This is a genomic window from Mesorhizobium sp. M0019, from assembly GCF_040323975.1.
In the GTDB taxonomy this organism is placed as follows: domain Bacteria; phylum Pseudomonadota; class Alphaproteobacteria; order Rhizobiales; family Rhizobiaceae; genus Mesorhizobium.
Window position 1 is genome coordinate 1 of the sequence record NZ_JAMYVK010000014.1, and the last position, 15,552, is coordinate 15,552.

The following is a 15,552-nucleotide window of genomic DNA, read 5'->3' on the forward strand; positions in this document are numbered from 1 at the left end:
GCAAATCACCTCCTACAGGAAGTGAATCATGAACCACGCCTCACTGGAATCCCTCGCGATTCAAACTGAACGTCCGACGCTCTAGAGGGGGAGATGTCCGGCAGGACAGAGGGGGGCGCGAAGGATCGCTACCCCGCCGCCTTCACTCCGCCAGCGTCTTCAGGAACGCCACCAGCGCCGCGCGCTCGCGGTCCGAAAGCTGCAGCGGGTGGACCTCTGACACACCCTCGACACTTGCCGGCGCCTTCGAATAATGCGCCACCACCTCGTCCAGCGAGGAAAACTGCCCGGCATGCATGTAGGGCGGACGGGTGGCGCCACCGCGCAGCGACGGCGTCTTGTAGGCGCGGACGAGTTCCGGCCCGGTCTTGACCATGAAGCGCAACTCGCGGCAGGCGCTGGCATCGCCGTCGCGAAAGGCGCCGAAACAGTTGAACGGATCGGCCTCGACCTGCGCCACCGCCTCGACGCGGCCGCGATCCGGCGGCAGGCCCGCGACCGGCGGCACGCCGGTGTTGTGGAAGCTGCCGTCGGTAAAACGCGGGCCATTGTGGCAGGTCACGCAATTGGCCTTGCCGATGAACAGCTTCAGGCCAAGGATTTCCTCCGGCGAAAAGGCGGCGCCGCCTTTCGGCTCGGCGCCCGCAGCCAGGTCGATGGCAAAGCGGTCGAAGCGTGTCTGCGGCGGCGCGATCGAGCGCTCGAAGGCAGCGATCGCCTTGCCGATATTGGCAAAGACGCGGTTGACGTCCTCGGCTTGGCTGGCGGGCATGGCGTTCCAGGCCGCCTTCTCGGCATCGGTGCCGAGCGGGCCGGCATTGGCCGGCACGCCCGAAAGGTCCGGCAGCGGCCCGAAGATGCGCTCGTAGCGCTCGCCGAAGCGGGCCTTGATGTAATGCGCGAAGGCGGCGCGGTTGCCGGCCTGCTCCAGCGGATTTTCGAGCGGTGTCAGCGCTTGCGCCCACAGGCTGTCGCGCCGCCCGTCCCAGAAGAACCAGGGATCATGCGCGACGCCGGCCAACGGCATGGTACGACGGTTGGTGCGGCCGACGCCGACCGCTTGCGGCAGGTCGTCCTGGAACTGCCGGTCGATCTTGTGGCAGGTCGAGCACGATACCGTGCCGTCGCCGCTCATCCCGGTGTCGAAAAACAGCGTCGAGCCGAGTGCCGCGGCGGCCGGCACATCGGCGAAGCGATTGGTGGTATCGGGCTTCAGTGGCGGCAGCTTGGACAGCGCCAGCGAGGCGATGGTCTGCTTTTCGGCATCGGAAAACTCCGGTCTGCCGCAGCCGGCAAGCACGGCCACCACCAGCAACGCGAGAAGACTGGGAAACCGGCTCATCAGTGGCTCACAGCACCACATTGAAGACGACAGTGTCCGAACCGGCCGCAGCGGAAATGGCAAAATGCAATTGCCACCACCCGCTCATCGTGAATTTGACCCCGTCGATGCGATAGCGCCCCGCGCCGAGGTAATCGGTCGCCTGCGGGCTGGTCGGCAGACCGTGCTTGTGCTGCGGCATGCCGCCGGAAATCGTTATCGCAGCACCTTCCACCGGCGCACTCTCGACGGTTTTGAGCGTGAGCAGCCAGGATTCCAGTTCGCCCTGCCGGATGACGCCTTTCTCGGGCTCGAAAGTCGCCACGAACAGCTTGTTCGCCGTCGTCTTGGAACGGCCGACATCCGAGCTTGGTTGCGGCGCATGCGGCGCCGTCAGATAGACGATTGCCAGCACGCCGGCGAGCAAGGCAGCCAGGCCGAGGCCTCCAAGAAGATAACGCCATAACGATGCCAAACCCATTCCTGTTCTGCGGATAACGTTTCGCTGGGCAGATCGCGTCCCACGCCCCTGTGGGAAATCGCCCCCAGTGCAAGAATCCGCCGTCGCCAAGCATGGCGCTGCCGGCTGCAAAAAGCTACAGCACCGCAATTGCAGGATGGAGGAGTGCTTCATGGCAGGAAACGGCATCGCCTCGATCGGCGAGTGCATGCTCGAGCTTTCGGGCCAGGCCGGGCCGAACTGGCGCATGGGCTTTGCCGGCGACACGTTCAACACTTTGTGGGCGCTGCATGCCTTGAGCGGCGAGCGGCCGGCGACCTATGTGTCGGCCTTCGGCGACGACCCGTTCTCACGCGACCAGATCAAGTTCCTGGCCGAGAACGGCATCGGCATCGGCGCCAGCCCGGTGATAGCGGGCGCCCGCCCCGGCCTCTATGCGATCACGCTGACCGGCGCCGAACGTTCTTTCACCTATTGGCGCGCCGATGCGGCCGCAAGGCAGTTGGCTTCGGACTCAGCCGCTTTGCAGAAAAGCCTTGAAAACCAGGCGCTTGTCTATTTTTCCGGTATAACTTTGGCAATCCTCGACGACGACGCACGCAAGGTCCTGCTGACGGCCGTGGCCAAGGCGCGCGCGGCCGGCTCGCTGATTGCCTTCGACCCCAATTACCGGCCGCGGCTATGGCGCCAAAGCGAGGAAGCGCAGGCCGCGATCCTCGAGGCGCTCGCCGTCGCCGACATCGCGCTCCCGACCTTTCCCGACGAGCAGATGCTGTTTGGTGATACGACACCGCAGAAAACAGCTGAACGGCTGCGAAAGCTGGTCGGCGAAGTCGTCGTCAAGAACGGCGAGGAACCGGCGCTGATCGCGCAAAACGGAACCTTGCAATCGGTACCGGCGGTACACGTCGCCACCCCGGTCGACACCACCGGCGCCGGCGACTCCTTCAACGGCGCCTATCTCGCCGCTCGCCTTGCCGGCCATGCCCCCGCAGAGGCGGTGCTGCGCGCCCATCGCGTCGCCGCCGCCGTCGTGCAGGTGCGCGGCGCCCTGGCGCCGTTCGAGACGCTCAAGGCTGCGTTCGAGGCAACTGCTATCTGACCTTGATGACGACCTTGCCCTTGGCGCGTCCTGTTTCGACATAGGCCAGAGCGTCATTGGTCGCTTCGAATGGGAAGACCCGATCCACAACCGGGCGGATCGCGCCGGCTTCGATGAGAGCGGTGATTTTGCTCAGCTGATCGCCCTGCGCCCACATGAAAAGGAACGAAAACTGCACGCCACGGCGCTTGGCTTTGGCCCGAATTCCGCGACTCAGGAAGCGCAGCACCAGCCTCAGCATCAAGTTCAGTCCCTTTTCCCTGGCAAATTCGGGATCCGGTGGACCGGAGATGGAGATGAGCTTGCCACCCGGTTTCAGCACGCTCAGGGATTCTTCCAGTGTCTTGGCGTCCTGGCTGTTCAAGACGACATCGTAGCCCGACAGAACTTTCTCGAAGTCGTCTTTCCTGTAGTCGACGACGACATCGGCGCCGAGACTTTTGACCAGATCGGCACTCGCCGCGCTCGCGGTTGTCGCAACGGTCGCGCCGAGGTGCTTGGCTAACTGAATAGCAAATGTCCCGACGCCGCCGGAACCAGCCTGAATGAAGACCTTCTGTCCCTTCTTCAGGTTTGCCCGTTCGATGAGCGTCTGCCAGGCGGTGAGACCGACCAGGGGAATCGACGCCGCCTCTTCCATACTGAGATTCCCGGGCTTCAAGGCTACGTCGGCCTCATTCACGGCAATGAATTCGGCGAATGTCCCAATCCGGCCGTCGCGCGGCCGCGCATAGACCTCGTCGCCGGCCTTGAACTTGCTGACTTTCGATCCCACGCGGATAACCTTCCCAGCCACGTCGTGGCCCAGGATGAAGGGCCGGCGGTAGGGCAGGATGAGCTTGAATTCTCCGGTTTTGACCTTGGAATCGAGCAGGTTCACCCCTGCGGCATGGACCTCGACCAAGACATCGCTATCCTGGAGCTCCGGCTCCGGCATTTCGGCCAGCCGCAGGGTGCCCTTTTTATTATACTTATCGACAACGAATGCCTTCATGGCAGTTACTTTCTAAGAATGTCTGTTGCTGTTCGGGATGAAACAAGCCGAACGTTTTCAGCTGCATGGCCGCCCTGCGGCAAGGCCTCAGCCTCGAGGAAGGACAGGGCCTTCGGGACAAAATCGGCGTAGTTCTGAAATATCCCGCCATGCCCGGCATCCGGATAGATAACCAGATGCGCCCCCGGGATACGCCCGGCGAGATCATAGGTATTGCTGCTCGGCACCATCCTGTCCTGGTCGCCATTCGCAACCAAAGTGGGAATGCGGATGGTGCTCAGGTCTTGAGGCGCCTGGAGTCCATAGGCCTTGATCGCCTTGAGTTGCGCGCCGAACGCGCTCAGCGATACCGCTTTGTCCCGGTTATTCCGGCGCTCTTTCAACCGTTGCAGAAATGCGTTTGCGGCGCGGCGCCCATTCGGCGTTCTTGTGAAGAAGAGATAGTACTTCGGATCCCGAAAAGTCAGCGCGCCCTTGATCATGTCCACGATCGTCAGCGGCGTCACCTTGTCGATGCCTTGCCCACCGGCCGGCCCCGTGCCAGCCAGGATGAGTTTGCGCACAAGCTTGGGCTCGGTCAGCACAATCTCTTGCGCCACGAAGCCGCCGAGTGAAAAGCCGAAGAGATCGACTTCTTCGAACCCCAGCGCCCGGACAAAGGCGATTGCATCCCGCGCCATGCCGGAAATGGTCGACGGAGTTTTGCCACCCGAAGCACCGATGCCGCGATTGTCGAAGGCAATTACCCGCCGGGTCGCAGCGAGGCCATCGACGATGCGCGGATCAAAATTGTCCAGCTGAGCAGCCAGATGGTTGAGCAGGATCACCGGCACGCCCGCCCTGGGCCCGAGTTCCCTGTAAGCAAAGGCTGTGCCGCCGACATCGATCGAGAGCGTTGGCGCGTCCTGGAACAATGCCGGTGAACCGGGTAGATGATTGAATCTATGTATCATGCTTGGCGCCTCCGTTTCGTAGGGCCTGGCCAAACGTGTTGTGGTTGCTAGTCGCATGCGCGTGAAATCCTCTGGCTCACCGTTGTTCAGACCGGCAGTCGGAACTGCTTGCGCAGGCTCTTGTCGAAAATCCCCGCGGGGGCAAAGCGGCGCAGCAGGCTGACCTGGCGCGCTGCCTTGCCAGCGGTATAGCGCCGCCGCGGACGGGCATCGGTCGCTGCCTTGACAACCACATCCGCCACCACTTCCGGCCGATCGGCCTTGGGCATCACATCGCCCAGCAGCGCCTTGAACCCGGCTCGAGCCCGATCGTATTCCTTCAACAGCGAATCCGGCTCGATGCCGTTCTGGTCGAAGACGGTGCGCACGAATGCCGGCTCGATGACGGAAACGCGGACGTTGAAGGCGCGCACCTCGTGGTCGAGCGATTCCGAATAGCCTTCGAGCGCGTGCTTGACCGCCGAGTAATGAGCTGAGTATGGCGCGGGTACCAGTCCCAGAATCGAGCCGATATTGATGATGCGCCCTTCGCCGCGCCGCCGCATCGACGGCAACACCGCATTGGTCATCCGCATGACGCCGAACAGATTGACGTCGAACAGGGCTTGTACCTGTGCGACCGAGGATTCCTCGGCGCCGCCTAGCAGACCGACACCGGCATTGTTGACCAGGAGATCGATCCGGCCGGTCTGCGCGAGCACGTTGGCAACGAGCGCATTGACGGCCGCATCATCGGTCACGTCGCATGCCAGCATGGTCACTCCGCCCGGACCATTACTGGTCTTGCGGCGACTTGTCCCGAAGACAGTGAAACCCGCCCGCGCCAAGGCCTCGGCGCTGGCGCGGCCGATGCCCGAGGAGGCTCCGGTCACGATTGCGGTCTTTTCAGAATTCCCATTCATTTTGATGTTCCAGGTTCGAGAGGTCTAGCTTATTTCCGCGAATTGAATTATGATCGTAATATCAGATTATGAGCATAATGCAATAGCAGGACAGGAAAGAAAGACCATGCGCTACGAAAAGGGCCGAAAAGACGCGTCACGCAGCCGGATCATGGAGGTCGCCGCCGAACGTTTTCGATCTGACGGCATCGCGGCGTCCGGGCTGGCAACCATCATGAGCGACGCCGGGCTGACGAACGGCGCCTTCTATCCGCACTTCCAGTCGAAGGCGGAGCTCGTCCGTGAAAGCGTGGCGGCGGCCTTGGACGCGCAGTCGCATGAAGTGCAGGAAGCATTGGCCGCCGGCGGTCCGGAAATGGCCATAGAGACGTATCTATCGGCCGAGCACCGGGACAATCCTGGAAAGGGTTGCGCTTCGGCCGCGTTGTTGCCGGAAATCGCGCGGCAGCCGCCTGAAACGCGAGCCCTCTATGCCGAGCGCGCTCAATCCCTGGTGCGCCAGATAGCTGAAGCTCTGCCGCAGACGAACGATCCCGAGGGCGCTGCGTTGGGCATGTTTGCAACGCTCATCGGCGCGCTTCAACTCGCGCGCGCCGTGGAAGGAACGGAATTATCGGATCGTATCCTAGCGGCGGGAGCAGCTGCCGCAAAGGCGCTGATCCGGCCGGTTCAAGACGAGGTGGCCTCCTGATGGCAGCCCGGATTATTCGGCCGGCTCGAATCTGCCTTGCACCAAGACTGTCTCCACCGGCCCAAGCGGATTGATGATCCGGCTAACCAGGACTTCGATAAGTTTGCGTCCAACACCCGCCATATCCACGGAATGAACTCCGATCTTTGCCGGCAGGAAGCGTGCCAGCCGTGTGCTGTCACGGGTGACGATGTGGACGTCGCGGCCTGGTGTAAGACCCCGCTTGCCGAGAGCGTGCAACGCTCCCAGAAGGCCCAGTTCGTTGGCGCACGCCAAGCCCGTTGGCGGATCTGATGACGCCAGCAAGCGATCGAACCAGCCTGCGCTCGATTCCATGGTGAACATGCCATGACCGATCAACGATGGGTCGATCGGAATGCCAGCCTCGGCCATTGCCCTTCCATACCCGGAAAGACGCGTGGCACTCGCCTGGTCCTCCGGAACGAGAAGTTGCAGCGCAATACGTCGACAGCCCTTATCCATGAGCCGCCGGGTCGCCTCGTAGGCAATCTGTTCATTGTCGACATCGACGTAAGGATACGCGATATCCAGGTCGGTTCTTCCAAACGCGACGAACGGCATGCGTTTATCCAGCAGCAGCTTGACGCGCGGATCAGCCGACACCAGGCGCGTGATGACCAGGCCGTCTGCGCTGTGCGCCTGAAGCTGCCGCTGCACACTCTCAACGGGATCGTCGTCGGGAGTGGTGGAATAGATGGACAGACTATAACCGGCTTGCCGCGCCGCCAGCGTCATGCCTTCGATTAAAGGAAGCTTTAATAGATCGGACAGATGGTCTCGTGTTTCCATCGGGAGTACGGCCGTCAGCGTCTGCGTTCGACCGGTTTTGAGCGCGCGACCATGATGATTTGGTAAATAGCCGACCCGCTTAGCCGCCTCCTTGACGCGGGCTATGGTCGAGGGCTGCACCTCCGGCCCATCCTTCAGAGCGCGGGATACGGTGGTCACCGACAGGGAAAGTTCAGCGGCGATCTGCTTTAGATTGGCCATTGTTCGCCCGACTTCATTTGCGAAAGCGCCGGCTGATTTGCTGACCGCCATAACGTTACCGAATTCGACATCCCGGTCAATCCAAACTCCCGCAGCAAGGAGCTTGACTCCGGCGTATTCAGATGCAATCGTAACGTTACGATTACAAAATAATGGCTCTTTCAAGCGATATTCCATAAAAGTTGGGGAGGAGAACCTATGTCCTGGCTACGCATTTCCTTAACAGCATTCGCAATCTCGGCTGCCCTGCCCGTTCATGCGCAGACGGTCACCATCACCACCGCAGGCGGCGACTATGGCAACGCCATGAAGGAAGCCATGTGGGGCCCTGCTGCAAAAGAGCTTGGCTATGATGTCCGCGAGGAGACCCTAAGCGACGGCCTGGCCGCCCTGAAGATGCAGGTCACCTCGGGTGCGGTCACGACCGACGTCATTCACCTGGGTTCGCCGGAAGGTGCCCAGGCGGCCGCACAATCGCTGCTGGAGCCGCTCGACTACAAGATCATCGATCCGAAATCCGTGCCGGACGGCGCGAAGTCCGACTACTGCTATCCGTTCGACTCCTATGGCACCGTCATGTCGTGGAACACCAAGACCTATGGCGAGAACCCGCCGAAGACGTGGGCGGAATTCTGGGATGTTGCCAAATTTTCTGGCCGTCGCGCGTTGCGCGCCAATGCGCAAGACTCGATCGAGATCGCGCTTCTCTCCGATGGCGTGGCACCGGCGGACGTCTATTCCGTGCTCAGCACCCCGGAAGGGCTAGAGCGCGCCATCAAGCGGCTTGAAGCGATCAAACCAGATGTCGCCGTGTGGTGGACCTCGGGCGCCCAGTCCGCGCAGTTGCTGAAAGACGGTGAGGCGGATTTGGTCATTACCTGGAACGGACGCGCCCAAACCGTGAAAGCTGATGGCGGCGCGGCTGACTACACGTTCAAGGGTTCGGTCATCGGCACGGACTGTCTTGGGGTGCCGAAGGGAGCGCCGAACAAGGAAGCCGCGATGAAGCTCATCGCAGCGATGACGCAGCCCGCGCGGGTTGCGAAGCTGACCGATTTCATTGCCTACGGCCCAGTCAATCCTGCGGCATATGAGGGTGGCCTTATTCCCGGGGACCGTCTGAAGACCCTTGCGACCGCGCCTGAAAATGCTGGCACTTCGGTGTTTTCGAATTCAGAATGGTGGGTCAAGAACGGCGAGGCTGCCCAAAAAGCCTTCGATGAGATGATGGCCCGCTGAGTCTCAGCTGTAACGCATGTCGCGCAAAAATGTGCAGCGCGCGACAACGACATGCATGAAAACAAGAACCTAAAGCGCGTCGCGTGAAGCCGGTCGAACGCGACGCGCTTCAAGGCTGGAGCACATCATGAAGTCGCTCGCGATCACCATCGAAAGCGTGCACAAGGCTTATGGGTCCTACGTCGCACTGGATGATGTTTCGCTCGACATTCAGGCTGGCGAATTCCTCACGCTGCTAGGGCCATCGGGATCGGGCAAGACCACGTTACTCATGGCTCTGGCCGGTTTTATCCGGCCGGATTTCGGTAAACTTTTCTTGGGCGATCGAGACATCACCCGCCTGCCGCCCAACAAACGAGACATCGGCATAGTATTCCAGAATTACGCCTTGTTTCCCCACATGAATGTCCTGGCGAACGTCGCGTATCCGCTGGTGCTGCGCAAGGTACCGAGAGCGGAGGCGCGTCAGCGGGCGCTTGATACCTTGGCCCGCGTGAAGCTGGATGGTCTGGCGGAGCGCAATATTGCCGCACTATCCGGCGGCCAACGTCAACGGGTGGCATTGGCGCGGGCTATCGTCTTCGAACCGCGCGTGATGTTGATGGACGAGCCGCTGTCGGCGCTCGACAAGAACCTGCGCGAGACCATGCAGTATGAGATCCGGCGTCTGCATGATCATCTACGGATCACCACGATCTATGTAACCCACGACCAGCGCGAAGCGCTGATTATGTCTGACCGGATTGCGGTGATGAATTCTGGCCGCATCCAGCAGATAGATACGCCGCAGCGGATTTATGATCGTCCATCGACCCGCTTCGTCGCGGAGTTCATGGGCGAGGCCAACATTGTGGCCCCGGGCTCAGCGCGCAGAATCGACGGCGCCGAAGCATCACGCGAAACCCTGATGATCCGCGCCGAAAGCTTCCATCTTGATGCGAAGCTCGTCGGGGGAGACGGAGTGGCTCTCGAAGGAATACTGCGCGCCAAAGCGTTCCGCGGCGAGAACTGGCTTTTGACGCTGGCGCTTGACGGCGGGCAAGAGGTTCTTGTCTGCATTCCGGCAGCGCTGGCCGGCGGCTGCGCCGAGCTTGCCGCCGGTCAGCGGATGACCGCATATGCACCGGCAGCGAAGGTTCACGCGATACCGGGAGCGATGGCGTGACCGTCGTCCGAGACCCGGTGCTCGCGGCGGATGCGCGGCGCGAGCGGCGGTTTTTTCTTTCACTTTCGCTCCCGGCGCTGTTCATCGTTGGACTGGCGGCGATACTGCCCATCCTTTGGATCATCCGGCAATCCTTCCTGACCACCGGGGGTGAGTACACCGTCGGCAACTACCAGAAGGTCCTTTCGAGCGGACTGACGTGGTCGGCGCTCGTCACGACCCTCGAACTGTCCTTGGGTACGCTGGCGGGCTGCATTCTCCTCGGCACTCCTCTGGCGCTGGCGCTAGCCAGCGTCAGACCAAGGCTGGCCAACGTGCTCATGGCGTTCGTCATGCTGCCGCTGTGGACCTCTATTCTGGTGCGTACCTATGGTTGGCTCGTGCTCTTGCGGCGCGACGGCCTGATCAACGCGGCTTTGACCGGTTCAGGCCTGACGGCGGAGCCATTGCCGCTGGTCTACAACTTCACGGGAACGCTCATCGGCATGGTGCACTACATGCTGCCACTTTTTCTGCTGCCTGTTTATGCTGCGATGCGCGATATCGACCCAAATCTCATTCGCGCGGCTGCGAGCATGGGAGCCACTCTCAGGCAGGTCATCCGCACAGTCATTATGCCGCTTTCGGCGGGCGGCATCTTCTCGGGTTCGATCATCGTCCTCATCTACGCCATAGGTTTTTTCATCACGCCGGCGGTGCTTGGCGGCGGCAAGGTAAATCCGCTCTCTACCCGGATCGAGCGTACACTATCGACCTTTCAGGACTGGGGGTCGGCAAGCGTCCTGGGCATTCTGCTCCTCGTTCTTATGGCGCTGATCGGTGTGATGTTGCTGGCGGCACGCCGTCTGGTGGCCCAGAACACCGTGGAAGCCTCCCATGCTTGAAGCCTATCCGCAAAACAGGCTCGCCCGCATTTTGCTCTGGAGCTTTGCCGCTCTTGTCATGGCATTTCTGATGCTGCCGACGCTCGTGGTGGTGCCGCTTTCCTTTTCGGCGTCGAATCTCCTCGAGTTTCCGCCGCACGCCTACTCGTTGCGCTGGTACGAGAACTTCTTCGGCTCGGCAACGTGGATGGCCGCTCTCAGAACGAGTTTGATCCTTGGGACGTTGACGGCGTCGATCGCGGTGCCTTTCGCGCTGCTCGCCTGCATTTCAATGAATCGGCTGGGCGGAAAGACCGCTGCGGCCATCCAGAGCGTCCTGCTGACCCCCTCGATCACCCCAGGTATCCTGCTTGCGATCGGTCTCTTCTTTGTGTTGGCCGCACAACATCTGATCGGAACGCTATTCGGTGTGCTGGTCGGACATGTGGTGCTGGCCGTTCCGGTCGCCTGCATCGTGTTGCTACCCGCTCTCGCCCGCTTTGACTGGAACCAGGTTCAGGCGGCGCGCAGCCTCGGTGCAAACTGGGCCAGGTCCATTGGCGGAATCATCGTTCCGCAACTTCGGATCAGCTTGCTGTCGGCGACATTGATGGCGTTCCTGACTTCGCTCGACGAGTCTGTGATTTCGATCTTCATCGCAAGTGGTCGCAACAGCACGATGCCGAAGCTTATGTTCCTGTCGCTGCGCGATCAGATCGATCCGACCATTGCGGCGATCTCGACATTGTGGACCGTCATCGTCGTGGCCGTGGTCCTGATTGTGACCCTTCGCCAAAAATCCTGACCGAGACTGGAAACATGCCCACCAATTACCATGCAGCCGACGATCTGACGGATCATTCGACGGACATCCCTCAGGTAGGGTTGGCCATCATCACCGGGTCGGCAAACTGGGGGCTTGCCTTCCCGGAAGATGTCGAATTCGATGGTGTGCGCACCTTGCGGCGCGACATGAGTTTTGAAACACCTTTTGGTCGCACCGACAACTGGAAGCTGCTCGAGTTCGATGCGTCGATCACAGCCGAAGGGAGAGCAAAACGCGCGCTGTGCATGTATTCGCACGGCAATCCCCGCGACCGTATCGACCATTCCTGCCATCGCCGCGCGTTCTGGGTATTGATGCGGGCGGGTGTACGGCAAGTTCTCGCCTGCTCGACTGTAGGCGCCGTCAACAAGGCGATCCAGCCGGGCGACATGGTGGTGACCGCCGATATCATCGAACTGACGCAGACCCCGTTTTCACTGCTTCCTGACCGTCAGAGCTTTGACTGTTCGGGCAAGCAAATCGTGTGTCCAAGATGTGCGGCGGTTCTGGTCGAAACGGCGCGCCGTCATTGGCCAGCCGAATGCCGCGTTTATGGCATCGAACAGCAGTTGGTGGCTGCCCATTGTTATGGGCCGCGGCTGACAACGCCTGCCGAAGCCTTGGCGTATCGGGGCATGGGGGCGGATGTACTCAACCATTCCATCGCCCCTGAGGCGACCCTGTCGCGCGAGATCGGCGCGTGTTTCGTGCCTTGCGCGTTCGTGACGGCGGGCTTCAACGACTATATGGATCGCAATCGCCAGAAATTGCTGCAGGAGGACGTGCTGCCCAGTCTCTCCATGACGGCCTCGCGGGTCGCGCTGGAGACCGCCGCGCGACTTCCCGCTGATCCGGAATGCTCCTGTCACGGCTTGAAGTCGCCTCAGCCGAAAGAACGCTCCAGCCGGTTCTGAGACGACCTTGGTGCGCCGGATAGCTGAAGCTCTGCCACCGACCAAGAATCCCGAGGGCGCTGCATTGGGCGTGTTTGCGACGTTCGAAACGCTGAGGGCGGCGTTTGAGGATTAGGATCAAAACTCAATCAGACTGGCTGCCGCCAATGGCCCGGATGGGCGGAATTTGCCGTTTGAATTAGTCGGCGGGAATGAGCACAGAGCGCCATTTGCTGACAATCATGGCGCTTCACCATTGCGGTCGTTCTCGCTACGACCTGATGCGGACCCGAAGCGGATGGTCGTTTGATCCGGTTAAACTCAACGCGCCACCCTACCACGTGCGCCATCTCGAGACGTTCGCGAAAACCTCCACGTCGGTCGCGACTCGACCATGGAGCGGAAGTACAGGCGAAGTACTGTTTCGTTCGAGATGGCCTGGTTCAATCTCCAGCATCCTCCTCCTGCCATACTGGCCGGAGCGAGTGCCAGCCGCGAGCGAGTGGCCTTTGAGCGTAGCTCAGAGCGTCTTGCTCATCATCAGGATCGGAACCGGAGCGCCGCCACGGTCATCGACGAATTTCTCGGCGGGGTTGGTAGCCGCAGGCTCGATAGAGCGGCTCTCCTGCCATCGTGGCTGCCAGATCGGCACGGCGGAAGCCCTCAGCCTTAGCGGCACGTTCACACAGTGAAAGGATAAGGCGGCCGACGCCTCGCCGGACAAAGTCCGGATGCGTATACATGGCTCTGATACGCGCCGCGTCCGTGGCTGGATCAAGCAGTGCCGCGTTGCGTCCCGGTGACTGATCACCACCATACATGGTCGTGCGCCGGCTCCAGCCACCGCACCCTGCCAGGACGCCGTCGTGCTCCACGACGAAATAGGTGCCATCATCGACAAGCTGCGTGTCCAGCCCCATGATTGCGCGGCTGGATCGGATCTGGTCATCGTCGAGAAACGGTTTCTGGAGTTCGGAGATCGCTGCATCCATGAGCGCAATCATGAAGGCGAGGTCCTCGCGTCGCGCTATCCGGTGCCGAAAATCTTCACTGGCCATGTTCAAGCACACCATGAGGCGAAACAAACGCACGATATGGCGAATTTCGTTCCGTCAGAAGACCAAAATATTCGCTGCTGCGGCAGCCTTGGGACGCCTGTCGACAGCAGGCCGAAGGTATAACCAATGACAGTCATTCTGGCAGCCCCGCCATGCGATAACCTTCCACGATATGCCGGCGCACGTCTTCGGCTGGGAATGGCTGCGAATCCGACCAGTGCCGGATAGTGAAGTGCGGATTGCTTATCATGAACATTTTCGCCTCCCAGCGCGCTTCCTCCAAACGGCCAAGTTGCGCAAGGCTTGCTGCAAGCAGGCGTCGTGAAGTCGTGCGATAGGTTTCGGGCCTGCGCAGCGTTTGGATCGCGGATTCGTAGTCGCCCATGGCATATTGGGCCTGGCCCAACATCCAGTAATACCAACCGGGCGGGTGAGGGTTGAGTCGCAGTGCCCTGCGGACCTGCTCTATGGCTTCGGCAGGTCGGCCCTTTTCCGTCGTCAACTCGGCCTGCATTGCCCAAGCGTCGGCGTGGTTGGGGTCCAACTCGTGGGCAGCATCGAATTCGGCATCCGATTCCACCCAGCGACTCTCATGTCCAAGTATGACGCCCAATACCCATCTGTTCCCGGCGTCGTTCGGGTCGAGTTCGACCGCCAGCTGTGCTTCGGCGAGCGCTCTTGCGCGGTTGGGGTCCATCGGTTCGTCCCAGAACTCCCAGCCCAGCCAGAGGTTGAGTGCCAGCCAACGGTGCGCCTCCGCGTATTCCGGGTCGAGCGCGATTGCCCGGTCTAGCAGCAAAATGGCCTCTTTCGCGGTGAGCGCCGTTTGCAGGCCAAGGACCCGGGCACGCACACAGAGATCATAGGCCTCCAGGTTGCTCGGTCTGTTGCGCGCCGGCGCGGTGGTCAGGCGGCCAACCAGAGCCTCGACAATCTTGCCGGTCACCTCGTCCTGAACGGCGAAGATATCCTCTAGGCTCCGGTCGAATCTTTCGGCCCAAAGGTGGTCACCCGCGATCGCGTCGATCAGTTGGGCGTTGATACGCACCCGTCCAGCGGCCCGCCGTGCACTACCTTCAAGAAGATGGCGAACTCCCAGTTCTCGCGCGATGCGACGCACATCCACGTGCCTGCCTTTGTATGCAAATGCCGAGTTGCTGGCGATGACGAACAACTCGCTTGTCCTCGACAGATCCGTGATCAAGTCTTCGGTGAGGCCATCGACAAATGCCTCCTGCTCCGGATCATTGCTCATGTTCGTAAAGGGGAGGACGGCAATGGAGGGCTTGGCGGGGAGCTGCAGAGGCGCTTTCTCCGCGAGCCCGCCATCGTCCGATGCGGTCGACAGCCGGATCCGGTAGACAGACACTGGTTCGGTGACGTTCTTGATCGCTTGCGGACCAAGTTCGTCGAAGCCGCAATCGAGCTTCCGCTTGACTTGGTCGTAGACGCTGCCGGACACACAGACATCTCCTGCCCCGGCCATTGCCTGGAGCCGCACTGCGACAATGACGCCGTCGCCGAACAGATCGCCGTCCTCGACAACGACATCGCCCAGATTGATGCCGATATGCAGGTAGATTCTCCGGTCGGCGGTCACACCCTCGTTTGCGGCCGCCATCCGCTTCTGAAGGTCCACGGCGCATGACACGGCGTTCACCGCGCTTCCGAACTCGACCAGAACGCCATCACCCATCACTTTCACAATACGGCCATGACGGTCGCGGACGAGTGGTTCGAGGATTTCCTTCCTCCTCCTCCTTAAAGCGGCCAACGTTCCTTGCTCGTCCAGGTCCAGAAGTCGACTGTAGCCCACCACGTCGGCAGCCAATATGGCGGCAAGGCGGCGTTGGGCGCGTTCTTCGGCCATTTCGCGTTGCTTTCATTGAAAGCAGAAGAGCGAATTTTATGCCGCCCATTTCAAAAGTCTATCAGGTTGACTTCGAGGCTCGATCGCCAAGCAGCTACATAGGGTGATCGCGCCTGTCGATTGTCCCCACTGGGGCCACGACTTGCGCTTGGGGCTCGTCTTGGAGAAGGTCAGCAAGGCGTCAGTGCCGAGTGCCGCGAATGT

General features: G+C 61.1%; 15 protein-coding genes. 7 read left to right on the forward strand and 8 right to left on the reverse strand.

Annotated elements, in window-relative coordinates; all coding sequences use genetic code 11:
- Positions 1–142: 142 nt before the first annotated feature.
- A complete protein-coding gene (locus NKK47_RS12575) occupies positions 143–1,342 on the reverse strand; it encodes a cytochrome-c peroxidase (RefSeq protein ID WP_352577026.1) in 1,200 nt (399 codons plus the stop codon).
- Positions 1,343–1,349: 7 nt separating this feature from the next.
- The gene (locus tag NKK47_RS12580; RefSeq protein ID WP_352577113.1) at positions 1,350–1,796 is read right to left on the reverse strand and encodes a FixH family protein; all 447 of its coding nucleotides are present in this window, start codon (positions 1,794–1,796) and stop codon (positions 1,350–1,352) included.
- Between the two features lie 157 nt (positions 1,797–1,953).
- On the opposite strand from NKK47_RS12580, the gene NKK47_RS12585 reads away from it, so the two are divergent.
- Positions 1,954–2,883 carry a sugar kinase gene (locus NKK47_RS12585; protein WP_352577028.1) on the forward strand — a complete coding sequence of 310 codons (930 nt, stop codon included), beginning with the start codon at positions 1,954–1,956 and terminating at the stop codon, positions 2,881–2,883.
- On the opposite strand, the gene NKK47_RS12590 is transcribed toward NKK47_RS12585, so the two are convergent.
- The 3 genes from NKK47_RS12590 to NKK47_RS12600 form a co-directional block, all read right to left on the reverse strand.
- Positions 2,876–3,877, reverse strand: coding sequence for an NADP-dependent oxidoreductase (locus tag NKK47_RS12590; protein WP_352577030.1), 1,002 nt, complete (start codon positions 3,875–3,877; stop codon positions 2,876–2,878). The genes NKK47_RS12585 and NKK47_RS12590 overlap by 8 nt on opposite strands.
- A 5-nt stretch (positions 3,878–3,882) precedes the next feature.
- Positions 3,883–4,830 carry an alpha/beta fold hydrolase gene (locus NKK47_RS12595; protein WP_352577032.1) on the reverse strand — a complete coding sequence of 316 codons (948 nt, stop codon included), beginning with the start codon at positions 4,828–4,830 and terminating at the stop codon, positions 3,883–3,885.
- Between the two features lie 86 nt (positions 4,831–4,916).
- Complete coding sequence (locus NKK47_RS12600; protein WP_352454567.1) at positions 4,917–5,732, reverse strand: oxidoreductase; 816 nt, start codon at positions 5,730–5,732, stop codon at positions 4,917–4,919.
- 106 nt (positions 5,733–5,838) lie between these two features.
- Here NKK47_RS12600 and NKK47_RS12605 point away from each other — a divergent pair, with 106 nt between their 5' ends.
- Entirely contained in the window at positions 5,839–6,423 is a 585-nt protein-coding gene (locus tag NKK47_RS12605; RefSeq protein WP_352451959.1) for a TetR/AcrR family transcriptional regulator, read from the forward strand.
- 12 nt (positions 6,424–6,435) lie between these two features.
- Here NKK47_RS12605 and NKK47_RS12610 read toward each other — a convergent pair whose 3' ends face one another.
- Positions 6,436–7,599, reverse strand: a complete 1,164-nt coding sequence (locus NKK47_RS12610) for a LacI family DNA-binding transcriptional regulator (RefSeq protein ID WP_352454568.1) — start codon at positions 7,597–7,599, stop codon at positions 6,436–6,438.
- Between the two features lie 141 nt (positions 7,600–7,740).
- On the opposite strand from NKK47_RS12610, the gene NKK47_RS12615 reads away from it, so the two are divergent.
- From NKK47_RS12615 to NKK47_RS12635, 5 genes are all read left to right on the forward strand, one after another.
- The gene (locus NKK47_RS12615) at positions 7,741–8,673 is read left to right on the forward strand and encodes an ABC transporter substrate-binding protein (RefSeq protein WP_352577033.1); all 933 of its coding nucleotides are present in this window, start codon (positions 7,741–7,743) and stop codon (positions 8,671–8,673) included.
- 127 nt (positions 8,674–8,800) lie between these two features.
- Entirely contained in the window at positions 8,801–9,838 is a 1,038-nt protein-coding gene (locus tag NKK47_RS12620; RefSeq protein ID WP_352577035.1) for an ABC transporter ATP-binding protein, read from the forward strand.
- The gene (locus NKK47_RS12625) at positions 9,835–10,722 is read left to right on the forward strand and encodes an ABC transporter permease (protein WP_352577037.1); all 888 of its coding nucleotides are present in this window, start codon (positions 9,835–9,837) and stop codon (positions 10,720–10,722) included. Before NKK47_RS12620 ends, NKK47_RS12625 begins: the two co-directional genes overlap by 4 nt.
- Complete coding sequence (locus tag NKK47_RS12630; protein WP_352577039.1) at positions 10,715–11,506, forward strand: ABC transporter permease; 792 nt, start codon at positions 10,715–10,717, stop codon at positions 11,504–11,506. The genes NKK47_RS12625 and NKK47_RS12630 overlap by 8 nt, the downstream gene beginning before the upstream one ends.
- Positions 11,449–12,441: a phosphorylase family protein gene (locus NKK47_RS12635; protein WP_352577041.1), complete on the forward strand. Its 993-nt coding sequence runs from the start codon at positions 11,449–11,451 to the stop codon at positions 12,439–12,441. Before NKK47_RS12630 ends, NKK47_RS12635 begins: the two co-directional genes overlap by 58 nt.
- Before the next feature lie 548 nt (positions 12,442–12,989).
- Here the strand turns inward: NKK47_RS12635 and NKK47_RS12640 are convergent.
- Together NKK47_RS12640 and NKK47_RS12645 are read right to left on the reverse strand one after the other, a co-directional pair.
- Positions 12,990–13,478, reverse strand: coding sequence for a GNAT family N-acetyltransferase (locus NKK47_RS12640; protein WP_352577043.1), 489 nt, complete (start codon positions 13,476–13,478; stop codon positions 12,990–12,992).
- Between the two features lie 133 nt (positions 13,479–13,611).
- Positions 13,612–15,348 (reverse strand): adenylate/guanylate cyclase domain-containing protein, encoded by a 1,737-nt coding sequence (locus tag NKK47_RS12645; protein ID WP_352577045.1) that lies wholly within the window; start codon positions 15,346–15,348, stop codon positions 13,612–13,614.
- Between the last annotated feature and the right edge of the window lie 204 nt (positions 15,349–15,552).